The sequence below is a fragment of the Wolbachia endosymbiont of Tribolium confusum genome (assembly GCF_020405475.1).
GTDB lineage: Bacteria > Pseudomonadota > Alphaproteobacteria > Rickettsiales > Anaplasmataceae > Wolbachia.
The window spans coordinates 71,240-86,942 of record NZ_JAIZNT010000001.1 but is presented as its reverse complement, the minus strand read 5'-3'; the positions used below and the strand labels follow the sequence as shown (position 1 = coordinate 86,942).

Annotated in this window: 10 protein-coding genes; 6 read left to right on the top strand and 4 right to left on the bottom strand. The window is 34.2% G+C overall.

Annotated features, from left to right (window positions below; all coding sequences use genetic code 11):
• Positions 1-22: 22 nt before the first annotated feature.
• From LEM02_RS00390 to LEM02_RS00375, 4 genes are read right to left on the bottom strand one after another with little or no spacing between them, the layout of a single operon-like run.
• Positions 23-1,489 (bottom strand): alanine/glycine:cation symporter family protein, encoded by a 1,467-nt coding sequence (locus tag LEM02_RS00390; protein ID WP_226079251.1) that lies wholly within the window; start codon positions 1,487-1,489, stop codon positions 23-25.
• A 2-nt stretch (positions 1,490-1,491) separates the two neighbouring features.
• Positions 1,492-2,829 (bottom strand): alanine/glycine:cation symporter family protein, encoded by a 1,338-nt coding sequence (locus tag LEM02_RS00385; protein WP_226079250.1) that lies wholly within the window; start codon positions 2,827-2,829, stop codon positions 1,492-1,494.
• Positions 2,830-2,837: 8 nt separating this feature from the next.
• Positions 2,838-3,623, bottom strand: a complete 786-nt coding sequence (locus LEM02_RS00380; protein ID WP_226079249.1) for a CDP-alcohol phosphatidyltransferase family protein — start codon at positions 3,621-3,623, stop codon at positions 2,838-2,840.
• A complete protein-coding gene (locus tag LEM02_RS00375) occupies positions 3,620-4,303 on the bottom strand; it encodes a phosphatidylserine decarboxylase (RefSeq protein WP_226079248.1) in 684 nt (227 codons plus the stop codon). The genes LEM02_RS00380 and LEM02_RS00375 overlap by 4 nt, the downstream gene beginning before the upstream one ends.
• A gap of 225 nt (positions 4,304-4,528) precedes the next feature.
• Between LEM02_RS00375 and LEM02_RS00370 the strand changes: the two genes are divergently transcribed.
• The 6 genes from LEM02_RS00370 to LEM02_RS00345 all read left to right on the top strand — a co-directional run bounded on the left by LEM02_RS00370 (position 4,529) and on the right by LEM02_RS00345 (position 15,692).
• Positions 4,529-5,668 carry an ankyrin repeat domain-containing protein gene (locus LEM02_RS00370; protein WP_369409590.1) on the top strand — a complete coding sequence of 380 codons (1,140 nt, stop codon included), beginning with the start codon at positions 4,529-4,531 and terminating at the stop codon, positions 5,666-5,668.
• A gap of 77 nt (positions 5,669-5,745) precedes the next feature.
• The gene (locus LEM02_RS00365) at positions 5,746-6,978 is read left to right on the top strand and encodes a hypothetical protein (protein WP_226079246.1); all 1,233 of its coding nucleotides are present in this window, start codon (positions 5,746-5,748) and stop codon (positions 6,976-6,978) included.
• Between the two features lie 221 nt (positions 6,979-7,199).
• The gene (gyrB, locus tag LEM02_RS00360; protein WP_226079245.1) at positions 7,200-9,572 is read left to right on the top strand and encodes a DNA topoisomerase (ATP-hydrolyzing) subunit B; all 2,373 of its coding nucleotides are present in this window, start codon (positions 7,200-7,202) and stop codon (positions 9,570-9,572) included.
• Between the two features lie 201 nt (positions 9,573-9,773).
• Positions 9,774-11,240, top strand: a complete 1,467-nt coding sequence (gatA, locus tag LEM02_RS00355; RefSeq protein ID WP_226079244.1) for an Asp-tRNA(Asn)/Glu-tRNA(Gln) amidotransferase subunit GatA — start codon at positions 9,774-9,776, stop codon at positions 11,238-11,240.
• A gap of 111 nt (positions 11,241-11,351) precedes the next feature.
• Positions 11,352-13,880: a DNA polymerase I gene (polA, locus tag LEM02_RS00350; protein ID WP_226079243.1), complete on the top strand. Its 2,529-nt coding sequence runs from the start codon at positions 11,352-11,354 to the stop codon at positions 13,878-13,880.
• An 861-nt stretch (positions 13,881-14,741) separates the two neighbouring features.
• A complete protein-coding gene (locus tag LEM02_RS00345; protein WP_226079242.1) occupies positions 14,742-15,692 on the top strand; it encodes a hypothetical protein in 951 nt (316 codons plus the stop codon).
• Positions 15,693-15,703: the final 11 nt, after the last annotated feature.

The following is a 15,703-nucleotide window of genomic DNA, read 5'->3' as shown; positions in this document are numbered from 1 at the left end:
TTGTACCTTCATATGCCAGAATTTAATTAATTTTATTATTCCTTAGCCTTTTTAGATAACATTGGACTTCATTGTTGATCTGATTGCTAAACAGTATAAGTGCTGTCATATTGATGAGTGCTAAACAAGAGAATAAAGCCCCACCAATATTAGCAATAGCCATTATATCTTTAGACAAACCTGACAAAAATGCAACTACCACCACCGCTATGCGATATATTACTACACTTTTTACACCAAACAAATACAGCCATCCCATTTCACAACAATATACAAATGAAATTACTGAGGAAAACGCAAACAAAGGCGCAGCGATGGTTAAAAGTATAGGAAACCAAGAAGAAACTGTTTCAAATGCTTTCTGGGTGATCAATATTCCCTCACCGACACTGGTTTGGTATGCACCTGTTATTACTATTGTTATTCCTGTTAAACAACAAATTAACATTGTATCAAAGCATGGTTCTATCATCGCAACTAGCCCAGTTCTAACTGGCTCCTCATCTTTGGCTACCGCGTGAGTGATTGAAGCAGAGCCAACACCTGCTTCACTGGCAAAAATTGCTCTTTGAATTCCAGCAACAAATGCTCCTACCACTCCTCCACCAACAGCATTGAAGTCTATCATACAGGAAAACAATATTTTTAATGTATTGCTAAAATTGTAAATATTGAATGCAATAATCGTGAAACAACTCAAAATATATATGAGTGACATAATAGGCACCAGCGCAGAAGAGACTTTAGCTATTCTCCTGATTCCACCGATAATCACTAGAGCAAGTAATGTGGAAATTATGAAGGAAAGAACCCAAGGATGACTATCTATCCAGCTTGAATAGCCAGATAATATTGAAACCATTTGATTAGTCTGAAATGCTACACTTCCACCAAGACCTGACAATACAAAAAACACTGCATATATTGCAGCTAGCACAATACCAAGCTTCTTAAATCCAAATTCCTCTAGTCCATTTCTTATATATTGAAAGGGACCACTGAATAACTGCTCCTGGCCTTCTGTTCTGTGTCTGAATGCTAAAGTTACTTCAGCAAACTTTGCAGACATACCAAAAAAACCTGTAATCATCATCCAAGGTACCGCTCCTGGCCCTCCCATTGAAATTGCGATTGCAACACCAGCAACAGTTCCAAGGCCTACTGTGCTTGATAGCGCGGTTACAAATGCCTGAAAATGCGTAATGTGACCATCATGATGATCTGTGTCATATTTTCCACATAAAATAGCGAACGCATGCTTAAACATCCTTATGTTGAGAAATCTAAAACGTAGTGTTAGAAATATATAACCAAAGGCCAATAAAAGAATTATAAATGGTACGTGAAAGATCTTGAAAAACAACACTTCATTCATGAAGTTGCTTACTCCATTTAATGCAGTGTCATAACTTTTATGAAAAATTGAAGCAGCGTATACATCATTAAATGGTAGGCAAAATAACACTATATAAAGCATTCTATAAATCATGTTTAATACCTTTTGTAATAAGAATCTATTGTATTTAAGACTTCCCTTCTCAGTAGATATATTGCAACAGCATTTGGAATCATAAGGCACATAAACAGGCTATCACCTAAATAAGATATAAATTCTATATTTTTTGATATACAGCTGATATACACTGAACCCACTATAAAAAACTGAAACAATATCAGTACTTTTTTGTTACCAAATAAGTACACTAGGGCAACTTCACAGTAGTAATAGTAAGCTATTATTGTGGAAAATGCAAAGGAAAACATTATCAGCGGAAGAGCTAGCTTGCTAAATAAAGGCAAGGCTGTTGAAAATGCTGAGCTAACTAACGTAATATCACCTACGGTATTAGTGCTATGCATATCGGTGATAATTATCACAATACCAGTCAAAAATGAGACTAATATTGTGTCTACAAATGGTGCAATCATTGCAACACTTCCAACTTTAACTGGGTCTTTCTCTTTTACAATCGAATGTGCTATAGCTGCTGTTCCAGTACCTGCTTCATTAGCAAACACTGACCTTCTTACCCCTGCTATTAATCCACTCAATACTCCACCGCCTATAGCTGATTTGTTAAAGATATCTTGAAATATTATAGATAGAGCATTCAGTAGATTATTTCCGTTTACACAGATTAAATATATACACATGCCTATATATAACATTATCATGATCGGCCCTAAACCTGTTGCAACTAAAGCAATTCGCTTTATTCCTCCCAGTATTACAATTAATACAAATAGCGAGATAATAACAGATGTGTTGTATTCAAATAAGTTACTTGACAACGCTGCAATTTGATTTGCCTGAAATGGTATGCCGCCTAGAATCATTGCAACAAGCAGCATAACTGCGTAGATAAATGCAAGGAATTTGCCAGTCTTCATAAATCCAATCTTTGCAAGTCCATGTTCCATATAATAAAAAGCCCCACCAGTTGTGTTTTCAGAGCGATGAGTAAATGCAAGTACTACTTCAGCAAATTTTATTGACATGCCAAGTACCCCGGTAATTATCATCCAAAAAACTGCACTTGGCCCCCCTATTGTAATAGCTATTGCAACTCCTGATATTGTTCCAAGGCCAACTGTTCCTGAAATGACTGTTGCAAATGCTTGAATATGAGTGATTATACCATTGTTATTACCATTACATTTTAGGTTGAATAGCGCCTGTATTCCATACTTGAATAATCTAAAGTTAATGAATTTGAATTGAACCGTACAAAAAACCCCAGTTGCAATTACCCAAATAATTATAAATGGTATGTTGAATATCTTTATATATAAAAAAGAGTTTAATAGATCAGTTACTTTTATAATCATGCTGCTCACTACTTTTTATATAGCTCATGAGTTTTATATGTGTAATATATATAAAGTCCAGTGCTTATTGGAATAGTAAATATATACACTACACCTAGAATTGGTAGTGTTATCCAGGGCTTGCTTATAAAAAGTATGATCAATATTCCAAAAAATGATAAAAATATATAGGATAAACTTTTAGGGACATAAATGTATTTTGCAGAGAAAGTTGGAATATGACTTATCGAAAAAAATGAGATGGTCAAAAAGTAACAAGCTGTATTCTTTACGTTAAAAAATTGCTCTATAAGAAGTAGATATTCACTTTCATGAGATTGAAAGGTAATAATTATTGGAAACAGAACAAGTAAAGCGCATACAGGAGCTGGAACACCAGAAAAGAAAAATTTTTTCCAGTATAATTGCTCTAAATGTAGCGAAACATTGAATCTTGCAAGTCTTATTGATATGCAGATTACATATATCATTACTAAGATCCAACCTACAACTTTAATTTCATTTAACTTCCAAAAATATAAAAGAAAAGCAGGTGCTGAACCAAAGTTTAGAAAATCTGCAAAAGAATCAAGCTGTGCTCCAAAATCGCTAGTTGATTTTAGAATTCTTGCTATTCTGCCATCCATTCCATCTATTATTGCTGCAATGATAATAAAAATTGCTGAAAATTCCCATTGTTCATTAAATGTAAATTTAAGTGAAGTAAGGCCAGCACATAAACCGAGTAAAGTTATAAAATTTGGAAATAACTTGGTAATAGGTAAGGATTTACCGTTACTTTCATCGTTATTCATACAATGTCAAAGGTAAGCTTCTCTTGTTTATTTAAATCTGCTATAACTGTCTCACCACCAATAACAGTTTGGCCTTCTGAGACTCTTACCTCTATTCCAGTAGGGATACAAATATTTACTCTACTGCCAAATCTTATAATTCCAAACCTTTCACCTGCTTTTACATTCTGAGATGCTCTTAAATTACAAACAATGCGGCGTGCAATAAATCCAGCTATTTGCTCTACAATAATCTCTTTTTCCTTTTCATACTCAATCACAATAACCTGCTTTTCATTTTCATTACTGGACCTATTACTCATTGCAGAAACAAACTTGCCTTTTTTATAACTCATTTCCTTTATTGTACCAGATATTGGTATACGATTAACGTGGACATTCAAAACACTTAGAAATATGCTAACAAGTGTAAACTTTTTCTCTTCTCTATTTTCTTCTGATAAAGGGTAACTAACTTCTTCAATTTTTGAAATCACACCATCAGCAGGACTTAATATAAAATCCTTATTGTTTGGTACAGCTCTTGCTGGATCACGAAAAAAATAAGTACATAGTAACGTTGGAAATAAGCAAGTAATTCCAGCTCCCCAAGATATAGAGAATGCTATACACGTTACTATAAAGGAAACAATTATAAATAAATAACCTTCTCTGTTTATGTTAGGCAAACCAAAGCACATAATTTATTCTCGATAATTCATTATTAACAATTTATCATTTATAATTTCTAATGAAAAGCTTTTTTTACTGTTTCACTTTTTGAGTAAACATTTGCTTATAAGATCGTTAATAGAGGTAAATTTTTTAATAAAAATTAAAGTTTTTTAACTATTATTAATATAATTTTAATAAAAACTTAATGATAATTCTTAATAATGTATGAATTATTATGTTCACAATTTCGTATGACAGGGGAAATAGAAAAAGATGAGTCTCCTCCTTTATACGTTGCAATTAAGGCAGGTGATATTGAAGTTACAGAACTACTAATAAAATCTGGTGCAAACGTCAATGATGATTATGGACGTAATCGTACGCCACTGCATATTGCTATCGGGTATAAGCAGTTTGAAATAGCGAAATTGCTGATAAATAACGGAGCAAACGTTAACGCAAAAACTGAAAATCATGGCAAAGACGACTTAACACCGATGCATCTTGCAATTTTTGCAAGTACGCCAGAGTTCATAGAATTACTAGCTAGCCATGGTGCGTCAATTGATGAAAGAGAAATCACTGAAGGACATACACCTTTTCACTTTGCTGCTTTATATGGGAATAAAAGTGTAATACAAGCCTTAGTTGATAAGGGACAGAATATTGAAGATATTGATAATAATGGGCGTACAGCTTTATTTTTAGCTATTAGGCAATGCACTGAAGCAAAGGGTGATAGCAGAGTAGAAGTTATCGAGTATTTGATAAATAAACTCAAAGCAGACATAACAAAAAAGGATAATAATAACAACACGATACTTTTTCCTGCTGCTAATAATTGTCCTGGAAAGGTAGTAAAACTCATTATTGAACAACATATAGAAAGCTTTGGCAGAGATCAGTTGAAGAATTTTATCAACCACAAAAATAAAGCTGAAATGGATGCTTTGGATATTGCGCTCAATAGTGAGAATGAAGAAGCTATTGAAGTACTTAGATCATATGGAGCAAGTATTGAAAAGATAGAAGGTGAAAGTCGTCTATTTCGTGCAGTAGAAGAAGGTAATATAGAAAAAACGAGGCTTCTTTTAGAGCAAGGAGCAAACGTTAATATAAAAAATGGAAAGGGGCTTACTCCTTTAGATATTGCGATGCGGAAAAACGATCAAGACATGGCTCGATTCCTAAGAGAGAATAAAGCAAAAACAGGTTTAGAGATGAAAGTTCAGTTAGCAGCATTAGTTACGCTAACTATTATAACCCTTGATTTAGCGCTAGTAGTGTATTTTATTGTGAAAGGTATTCAAGAAATTGCTGCACAAAAAACAGGCAGTACTCTCAGTAATGCAGAAAGCACAAAGATAGAATCCCCAATCAAACAAAAATAAAAGCAGCTCTAAATTCCTTGCTTTATTTACATTCTTTCTATAGCATGACATATTAATGTTAGAATAGGGTGTGTGTTATGTTTGCAGGTCAAAATAATAATCAACAGCAAAATAGAAATAGAGTACAGGCTTTAATAGAAAGAGTGCAAAATGCTTACAACAACACTAATAAAATTAAAAGATTCATTAATATAGTTTTATTAGTAAGTATGATTCCTTTATTTTTTCTTCTTGTACAGCTCTCTTTGTATTTATCATTAGTAAATTATTTTTTCAAACCAAGGGAAAATGAAAAAAGATTATCAGCGTGGCCAAAAAATGTTATTAGAATAACATTAAGCATTTTTTTAATTATACGCATTATTAATTCCTGTGTGCTTTTGGTACTGCCTATATTGTGCTTATGGTTGCTAAACAAATCACTCATTGAAGAAATACAGCAGTTTAACGATTTAATACAACAAATTCCAGAGGAAGAAAGGCCTATTTTCTTTCAGGATTTAGCAGCCATTCCTTTTATGGCACAAACTACTCATGACCCAAGTGCAGTTGCTAGTATAAACTTGAGTGTTGATAGACTCATAGAAAGGTATAAAGAGAATTTAAGCAAAGATGAATTCTATGTACAGTTAAATAGAGGCAATACAACCGGCATTGAAGAGTACATCAAACAGTCAAATGAATTTACAGAAGGCGATAAATCTCATGCACTTGAATGCTTAAGATTTATCAATAGAACAGGAGATAATTTTAAAGACAATCATAGTAAGTTAACACTAAAGCAAGCAGCTATTTTATGTTGGAAAGCCTGCAATGATAGAAATACAGGGACAGAAAATCAAAGAACTCCTTTGAATGATGAAGACATAAAAAACAGAAAAGATATGTTTTTAAAAGGTCTTGTAGACGCTGCAACAACTTACGGTAATCAAGGTCAAAGTTGTGCAGGTGGAACATACAATAAATTATTTGAGTCTTTGTCTGGCTTACATCCATCAGTGGTTATTACACTCGATGGAGAAGAGGCTAGAGAAATGATAAAAGAAACGATCACACAAAAATTCCCTGAAATGGCCAGAGCCAATTTTACCAATTTCTCTAGAACAGAACAAGAAAGGATCCGTAGCGAGTTACCAGAGTTATCATCTGAAACAGTAAGGTATATTATGACTACGCATTCAGCTCTTGAGAGAAGGTGTCAAGAGTTCAGCAATAGATTAAACAATGATAAAAAGAATGAAATATTAGAAGAGTGTATGAGCAACTTATCTTGTGTTGAGCTAGAAAGTCCAATTGAAAGAAGAAGGTAAATTGTATTTGATTGTAGCCATTTATCTTGAAATATGAAGCAGAGTTTTGTATGACTATTTGAACTTAAGTTTATGTATTGAAACAACATGTAAAACCACTTCGTGTAGGTGATATGTTATGTTTTATCTACATGTCAAGGATCCTTCTCTCAACTTAAAGATGTTGCTAATCAGCACATACAAATGTAATATTAATTAATATTTATAAATAAAGCAATTCCATGGAAAGTAACTACAATGCTGATGCAATAAAAATCCTAAGAGGTCTTGATGCTGTGAGAAAGCGTCCGGGTATGTATATTGGTGACACTGATGATGGATCAGGCTTGCACCATATGGTGTATGAGGTTGTTGACAATGCGATAGATGAGTCTTTGGCTGGGTATTGCAGTAAGATTGAAGTTAGCATAAATGAAGATGGCTCAGTTTCTGTAACCGACAACGGTCGTGGCATTCCAACAGACATTCACCCAGAGGAAGGGATATCAGCAGCAGAAGTGATAATGACCCAATTACATGCAGGAGGTAAATTTGACAGCAATACCTATAAGGTTTCTGGAGGATTACATGGTGTTGGAATTTCAGTTGTTAATGCGTTATCGAGTTGGCTGGAATTAACCATCTGGCGCAATAAAAAAGAACATTTTATGCGCTTTGAAGATGGTGAGTCTGTTGAATCTTTAAAGGTAATTAATGAAAACACAAATAAAAGAGGAACTAGAGTAATGTTTATGCCATCAACAGGGACTTTTAGTAGTATTGATTTTAGTTACTCCACTCTTGAGAGTCGCATCAGGGAATTGGCATTTTTAAACTCAAATATTGAGATCATTTTGCGTGATCTCCGTAATGAACCACATGTAAAGTCTCATTTTAACGATAGTAAAGAGTCTGAAGATAATTTTGGTACAGCTAATTTTGTACGGTACTTAGACAAGAATAAGACACATGTTACTAAAATTGCCAGCATTAGAGATAATGTAAAAGATCTAGGTATCAGTGTAGAAATATCAATGGAGTGGAATGATTCCTACTATGAGAATATGCTATGCTTCACAAATAATATAAGGCAACGGGATGGTGGTACGCATTTGGCGGGGTTTAGATCTGCACTAACCAGATGTATCAATAACTATGCAAACAATGAAGGTTTTTTGAAGAAGGCAAAAGTGAATTTGACTGGAGAAGATGTTAGAGAAGGCTTAACTTGTGTTTTATCTCTCAAGATGCCTGATCCTAAATTTTCTTCACAGACAAAAGATAAATTGGTCAGTTCTGAAGCGCGGGCAGTTGTAGAGAGCATAGTTTTTGACAAGTTGAGTACAATACTTGAAACTGACCCCAAGTTAGCAGCAAGTATAGTAGAAAGAGCAATTAGGTCAGCAAAAGGAAGAGAAGCTGCAAGAAAAGCACGAGAGTTAGTTAAAAATAAAAACAATATTAATATTGCAACTCTGCCTGGAAAGCTTGCTGATTGTCAGGAAAAAGTTCCTGAGTTATCGGAATTGTTTATAGTAGAGGGTAATTCTGCAGGTGGTACTGCAAAGCAGGGACGTGATCGTAAAACACAGGCGGTACTTGCTTTAAGAGGGAAAATTCTAAACGTAGAACGTGCAGGGCTGGATCGTATTTTTTCATCTGCAGAAATTGGCTCTCTGATCACGGCAATTGGGGCTGGAATAGGAAGTGAGCACTTCGATATTGAAAAAACTAGGTATCATAAAATTATCATTATGACAGACGCAGACGTTGATGGCTCACATATAAGAACTTTGATTCTAACTTTCTTTTTTAGACATATGCGTGAAGTAATTGAGAAAGGATATTTATACATAGCGCAGCCACCGCTCTATAAAGTTACAAAAAATGCTAAAGATACTTATATCAAAGATGATGAAACTTTTGAAGAGTATATAGTAAATTCAGCGATTAAAAGATTAACATTAAATGGCGTAGGCAAAGATTTGCGTTTCGTTTTGAATAAGTGCCTCAGTATTTCAAACATTAGCAAAAATTATGATAGGGAAATACCAAAAGATCTCTTAGAATCATTACTAATTTTAAGCAAAAAGAATGCTCTATTGTCTGCTGATGAGATATTAAAATATTTAAAATTGATGTATAGTGAATATAATTGGGAAGTAGAAGTAAAAGATGAGGAAATTCACATTGCTAAATTGTTTCAAGGGTTAGCAGACAAATATGTATTCTCGCTTAGTATGCTTGAAAGTAAAGAAATACGGAATATATTGAGTTCTCTTGATAACATAATTGACTTATTTAATGGTGATTCATTTTTACAGTCGCAAGAAACTGAAATAAAAATAAAGTCTCCAAGTGCACTCGCAAAAATAGTGATGGATTATGGTAAAAAAGGTTTAACTTTGCAGAGATTTAAAGGCCTTGGTGAAATGAATGCTGATCAGCTTTGGGAAACTACACTCAATCCAGAAACTAGAACTCTGCTAAAAGTTGAAATAAAAGATTGTGAAGAAGCAGATAGCATATTCTCGGTGCTAATGGGTGATATAGTTGAACCACGTCGTGACTTTATAAATAACAATGCACTTAACGTGCATGATGTTGATATTTGATTTTAGAAATCTAGATGTGAAGGCCCTTAGGGCTTGTGATTCCAGCATTGTGTGCTAACCCGGCTATTTAAAACGTACTACTAACCAATCCATTTCAGAAATCTGAATTGATCTCGGTTGTATTCCCGTTTTCGATCATAAATATATAGATTTTCTGCCCTACTGTTGTTATAATTAATACCTCGCTAAAATTGAATATTAATGAATGAATTGAGAAGGTTAAGTATTACAGAGATGCATGATGGACTTAGGCGGAAGGATTTTTCTGCTGTTGAGCTTGTAGAGACTCATGTTAATGCAGTCGAAAATGAACAACTAAATGCATTTGTAACAAAAACCCCAGAAATTGCGATAAAAGCTGCTAAAATAGCAGATGAATACTTCTTGAAACAAAAAGATAATATTTCACCACTTATGGGCATACCAGTTGGTGTTAAAGATTTATTCTGTACAAAAGGAATAAAAACAACAGCATGCTCAAAAATGCTGGAAAATTTCATCCCGACTTATGAATCTACGGTATCTGACTTACTTTTAAAAAATGGAGCAGCCATGCTCGGTAAACTTAATATGGATGAGTTTGCTATGGGTTCTGCGAACACAAACAGCTATTTTGGTCCTGTTGAAAATGTGTGGGTTAGAAAAAGCGACGGAGAAAAGGTTGTTCCTGGTGGATCCTCTGGTGGGTCTGCAGCATCAGTTGCTGGGTTTTTATGTGCTGGAGCACTAGGAAGCGACACCGGTGGGTCTGTACGTCAACCAGCAGCTTATTGTGGAGTTGTTGGAATAAAGCCAACTTATGGAAGGTGTTCGCGTTTTGGTATGATTGCGTTTGCAAGTTCTCTCGATCAAGCAGGAGTCATTACTCGTTCCGTTTCTGATGCAGCATTAATGCTGGAAACAATTTGTGGCTATGATGAAAAAGATTCAACATCGAGCAAAAGGCCAGTGCCTAAATTTTCCAGTTTTATAAATGGTGATATTAAGGGTAAGCGTATTGGCATACCAAAAGAATATAAAATGGATGGGATTTCAGAAGAAATCATTCATCATTGGGAGAAAGTTTCTTCCAATTTAAAAGAAAATGGTGCTGAAGTTGTTGACATTACTCTGCCTCATACTAAATATGCAATACCGGTTTACTATCTGATTTGTTCTGCTGAAACTTCATCTAATCTTGCTCGCTATGATGGTGTACGTTACGGATTCAGGGTTGATGCTGATACCCTTGAAGAAATGTATTCGCTAACAAGAGCAGAAGGTTTTGGTAAAGAAGTGAAAAGGAGAATTTTAATTGGTGCTTATGCGCTTTCTTCAGGTCATTACAATGAGTATTATGAAAAAGCACAGTGCATTAGGGCATTAATCAGAAATGATTTTATAAAAGCGTTTGAAAAAATAGATTACATACTTGTGCCATCTGCTCCAACAGAAGCTTTCGGCTTAAATGAAAAGCCAGATCCGCTAATGATGTGCATTAATGATGTGTTTACCGTGCCGGCAAGCTTAGCGGGATTGCCTGCTATTTCTGTCCCTGTTGGGCTCTCAAATGAAGGTTTGCCACTTGGCTTGCAAGTAATTGGAAATTATTACGATGAAGCTGGAATATTAAATATGGCAAGTGTGATAGAGCAAAATTGCGGCAGAATAGTTAATTCCCTTACGTAATATGTTTTCTTATAGTAACTATAGCATTATGATTATTTTGGCTATAGGAAACAAGAACTTGATTTTTATAGCTAAATAACAGACCATCAAAGGCACACATAAATATCTACAATGAAAGAAAAAACTTTCACAATCATTGATGGTTATGGTTTTCTTTTCAGAGCTTATTACGTTTTGCATCATTTGACTACCACAACCGGTATTCCAATAGGTGCTGTGTACGGCTTTCTTAATATGGTTCTGAAGTATATTTCCCATTCGGACTACTTAACTATAGCACTTGATTCAGGAAAAAAAAACTTTAGGCACAGTTTATATTCTGAGTACAAAGCAAACAGAGTAACACCTCCTGAGGATCTAATTCCACAATTTACAATACTGAGAGAAGCGGTAGAAGCTTTTAACTTTAGCTATGAAGAGATTGAAGGCTATGAAGCAGATGACATAATTGCAACACTAGCTGCAAAATATGCCAACCACGAAGACTTCAAAGTAGTAATAGTCTCATCAGATAAAGACTTATTTCAACTTTTGAATTACAACATTCTAATATTTGATCCTATCAAAAATATATACGTAGATGAAAAACAAGTGATAGAAAAATTTGGTGTAAATTCAAATAAGCTTCTTGATTTATTTTCTCTAACTGGAGATGCATCTGATAACATTCCAGGCGTTCCAGGAATAGGCCCAAAAACTGCAGCTAAATTGCTGGATAAATTTGATTCGTTGGATAACGTTATAGAAAACATCAATAACATTGAGCAAACAAGAGTTCGTAATATTCTTACTGAGCATAAGGAAAAAGCACTAATTTCAAGAGAACTTTTGTCACTATGCAAAAAAGTAGATCTTCAACATGATATTGTAAAATATGAAGTCCATCCTCCAAATATGGAAAAATTGTTATCCTTTTTGAAGAAATATGAATTTAATTCATTGATAGGAAAAGTAGAAAAGCTCTTTTCTTATAGTGGATCTAGCACAAAAGAGAAAATAGAATATAGTAGTGAAGAATTAGAAAAATTTTTGGAGCATTGCAGATATGAAGGTAAAATTGCAATTCATTGCCACTTTGAAAACAATAGATTGAACAAAATCTCCTTATCTTGTAGTGAGGATAATATTTTCTACATAGATCAAAGCTGCCTACAAGATGCACTTACTATAATAAATTCAACTTTATTTTCAAATGGGGTGCTTAAAATAGTACATGATATTAGAAAGATCAGAGAAATATTTCCTACAATAGAGAGAGTGCTAGACTCAATTGATGACCTGATGATCATGTCATACAGCCTTGACACAGGTAAGCATGATCACAGCATTCCAAACATAATTGCACACAATTTAAGTAAAAATGTAGAAACTTTCTCGGCAAAAATTTTAATAGCGATCCATGAGAAACTGACACAAAGATTATTTCAGGAAAAATTTTTTACGATTTACGAGCGCTTTGATAGACCTCTCATGAAAGTAATATTTGATATGGAGCAAAATGGAATACTGCTCAATATTCAAAAACTACAGGAATTGTCTGATAAATTTGAGCAGCTAATTGCTGTACTTGAAAACGATATACATAATTTAGCAGGAGAAAAATTCAACATTGCATCGCCAAAACAATTAAGTGATGTTTTGTTTAATAAAATGGAGCTAAGTAAAAAGAAAAAGTCAAAATCTGGGTCTTATAGCACAAACTCTGAAGTTCTAGAGGCACTTGAAGAGGAGGGAACAGAAATCGCAGGTAAAATTTTAAGTTGGCGACATCTAAGTAAATTAAAGGGTACCTATACTGACGCGTTAATCAAACAGGTTAATCCGCTTGATGGTAGGATACATACAAGCTTTTCAATCACTGTGACTGCAACTGGAAGGCTGAGCTCTAGCAATCCTAATTTACAAAATATTCCTATCAGAAGCGAAGAAGGTAGTCTTATCAGGCAAGCCTTTATTGTGCCAAAAGGTTGCAAGATAATTTCTGCTGACTATTCACAAATAGAATTAAAACTCCTGGCACACGTTGCAAATGTTACCGCATTTAAAGAAGCTTTTGCAAACAGGCAAGATATTCATGATATCACTGCAAGACAAGTTTTTGGAGTGCAAGAAATAGATGAGCAATTAAGACGCAAAGCAAAAACCATTAATTTTGGCATTATATATGGCATTAGTCCATTTGGCCTTGCAAAGCGACTTGGCATTACCTTTCAGGAGGCTGCTGAATATATTAATTACTATTTTTCTTGTTATCCAGAAATAAAAGCCTATATGGAAAAAGCAGTATCTATCGCAAGACAGCACGGTTATGTAGAGACTTTGTTTGGTAGAAGATGTTTTGTAAGAGACATCAACAATAAAATTCCTTATCTAAGACAATTTGCAGAAAGGGCAGCAATAAATGCACCACTGCAAGGAACCGCCGCTGATATAATAAGACGTGCAATGATTCAGCTTTTTGATCAATTGAAAACAGGTAAAATAATCCTCCAAGTTCACGATGAGCTACTAGTTGAAGTAGAGGACGACAAGGTACAAGAAATAGCAAAACTTATAAAAGACGTAATGGAAAATGCAATGAAAATTTCTATACCACTTGAAGTAGAAATAAAAATTGGCGACAACTGGGGCTTTTCTTAATTATGTTGCACACTCTAAGAACATATCTTGAAAGGACTTAAGTAGTATCTGTTCAGATGCATGGCTAATGTGTAAATATTGAAGCAAAAGTAATGTCATCCCAGTGCTTGACACTGGTGCCCACAAGCAACCTCATCATAGATATTAAAAGCAACGCTTTCAATGAGACTACAAAAGGCTGGATTCCAGTGTCTGGGCACTGCCTTATTGTTGTAAATTCACTTTTACCTTATTTTGCCACACCCCTGAACGGATGTCTTGAATGGTTAATTTCATAAGTATAATAGTAGTCATATTAAATACTTCTTGAAGTAAGGAGAGTACGCTCATATATCAAGCAAACAACGTTTACCTAAAATTCTTTGACATTAGCAGTTTTCTTGCCCCGTTTTTAGTAACAGTGATTTTTCTATATATTAGAAAAATTTTTATTTTAATTAGCGTTAAACAATAGGCGCCTATTGGTTTTTAGCTAAAGTAAAGGTCAAGTATCTGGAATTCTGGACATAAAATCCCCCTGTGTAAAAAAAAGATTAGAAAAAAATGCAGCGCACATACGACAAAAATTAAGTATGTGTGTGCACTCACATACATTGAAGAAGATGCGCTTGTTGAAAAATTGACTGAAAAGTCTGCAGACAAAGATAAGTTTTTGAGCTCTAAAAATATCTCTTACTATCATTATAATCAGATTTAAAATATATGGAAGCAATTTTTTACATTCCCTTATATCATTTGTTACTCTTCTATTTTTTGCTTTATTCTTTTCTTTTTTTCTCTTTCAAGACAGGTTCTAAGAAATTTGAACTCATGCGAAAAATATGCTATAATTAAAACATAGGTTAGTACGAATAGATCATTATGACAGTTCCAAAAGCAAAAAATAAGCCTTTAGAGTCATCTACTCAGGTGACCGGGCAAAATGAGATACTTTTCAAGAAGGAACATAAGGAAATTTACGATTACTTTGTAGAAGTATTAGAAGTTAAAGCCAAATTAAAGGAGAGCAAAGGAATAACTGATTATTTTATATTAGCTTATAAGAAGATACTACTAACTAATGTCAATCCAGAAAAGGTAAGACCACTCAGTGAAGAGAATTTTTGTCAGTTTTTATTTTCTGTGCTTAAAGAAATTAGAGAGAAAAAATTAGCTGGAGAGGAAGATAGTAAAGTAAAGCAAGTAGTAGAGGAATGCTTAGATGATATACGTGGTACAGAAGCTAAAGATTCACTAATAAAACTTATTGGGTTACCATTGGGAATAAAAATAGACCCGAAAAACATTTCTGGCTCTTTGATGAGTGGACTAAAAGAGAAAATACCATTCTTAGGCGATGGTAAAAAAGAGGATGATGAACTACCACTTAGTGATCAAGAGATGGTAACAAAGTGCTTACGTAAGGTTTTTCTACCTATTCTTTTTTCCATTGCTTCAATATTAATTTTTGGTCCTACTACACTTGCGATAGTTGCTGCTGTTATTGGTACAATATTTGCCGTAAAGGGAGGAGTTGAGGTTCTTTTTTCAAATAACAAAAAAGGTACTTTATATGATCCTAGTTCACAAGATAAAGATGATACAGAAAAGAGAGCAAAATTGAATGAAAAAATTTACAAGGGTATTGATGATATTTTAAGAACCCCAATTGAAAGCTCTCTTGAAACAATTGCTGACGGGAGTAAAAAACAACCTACTCCGGAACAAGCTCCTCAGGTAGGAAATAAAGGGAGTGAGCAGCTTACTATGCTTGATGGAAAAATTACTATAGATCAGCCAGCCAAAAGCACAGAAAAGACAGCAGTCAAGTAAGACCTATTTGC

Excerpts from the sequence above, each read along its gene's own strand:
- LEM02_RS00390 (WP_226079251.1), bottom strand. The coding sequence starts at position 1,489 with ATGATTTATAGAATGCTTTATATAGTGTTATTTTGCCTACCATTTAAT.
- LEM02_RS00385 (WP_226079250.1), bottom strand. The coding sequence starts at position 2,829 with ATGATTATAAAAGTAACTGATCTATTAAACTCTTTTTTATATATAAAG.
- LEM02_RS00380 (WP_226079249.1), bottom strand. The coding sequence starts at position 3,623 with ATGAATAACGATGAAAGTAACGGTAAATCCTTACCTATTACCAAGTTA.
- LEM02_RS00375 (WP_226079248.1), bottom strand. The coding sequence starts at position 4,303 with ATGTGCTTTGGTTTGCCTAACATAAACAGAGAAGGTTATTTATTTATA.
- LEM02_RS00370 (WP_369409590.1), top strand. The coding sequence starts at position 4,529 with ATGACAGGGGAAATAGAAAAAGATGAGTCTCCTCCTTTATACGTTGCA.
- LEM02_RS00365 (WP_226079246.1), top strand. The coding sequence starts at position 5,746 with ATGTTTGCAGGTCAAAATAATAATCAACAGCAAAATAGAAATAGAGTA.
- gyrB (WP_226079245.1), top strand. The coding sequence starts at position 7,200 with ATGGAAAGTAACTACAATGCTGATGCAATAAAAATCCTAAGAGGTCTT.
- gatA (WP_226079244.1), top strand. The coding sequence starts at position 9,774 with ATGAATGAATTGAGAAGGTTAAGTATTACAGAGATGCATGATGGACTT.
- polA (WP_226079243.1), top strand. The coding sequence starts at position 11,352 with ATGAAAGAAAAAACTTTCACAATCATTGATGGTTATGGTTTTCTTTTC.
- LEM02_RS00345 (WP_226079242.1), top strand. The coding sequence starts at position 14,742 with ATGACAGTTCCAAAAGCAAAAAATAAGCCTTTAGAGTCATCTACTCAG.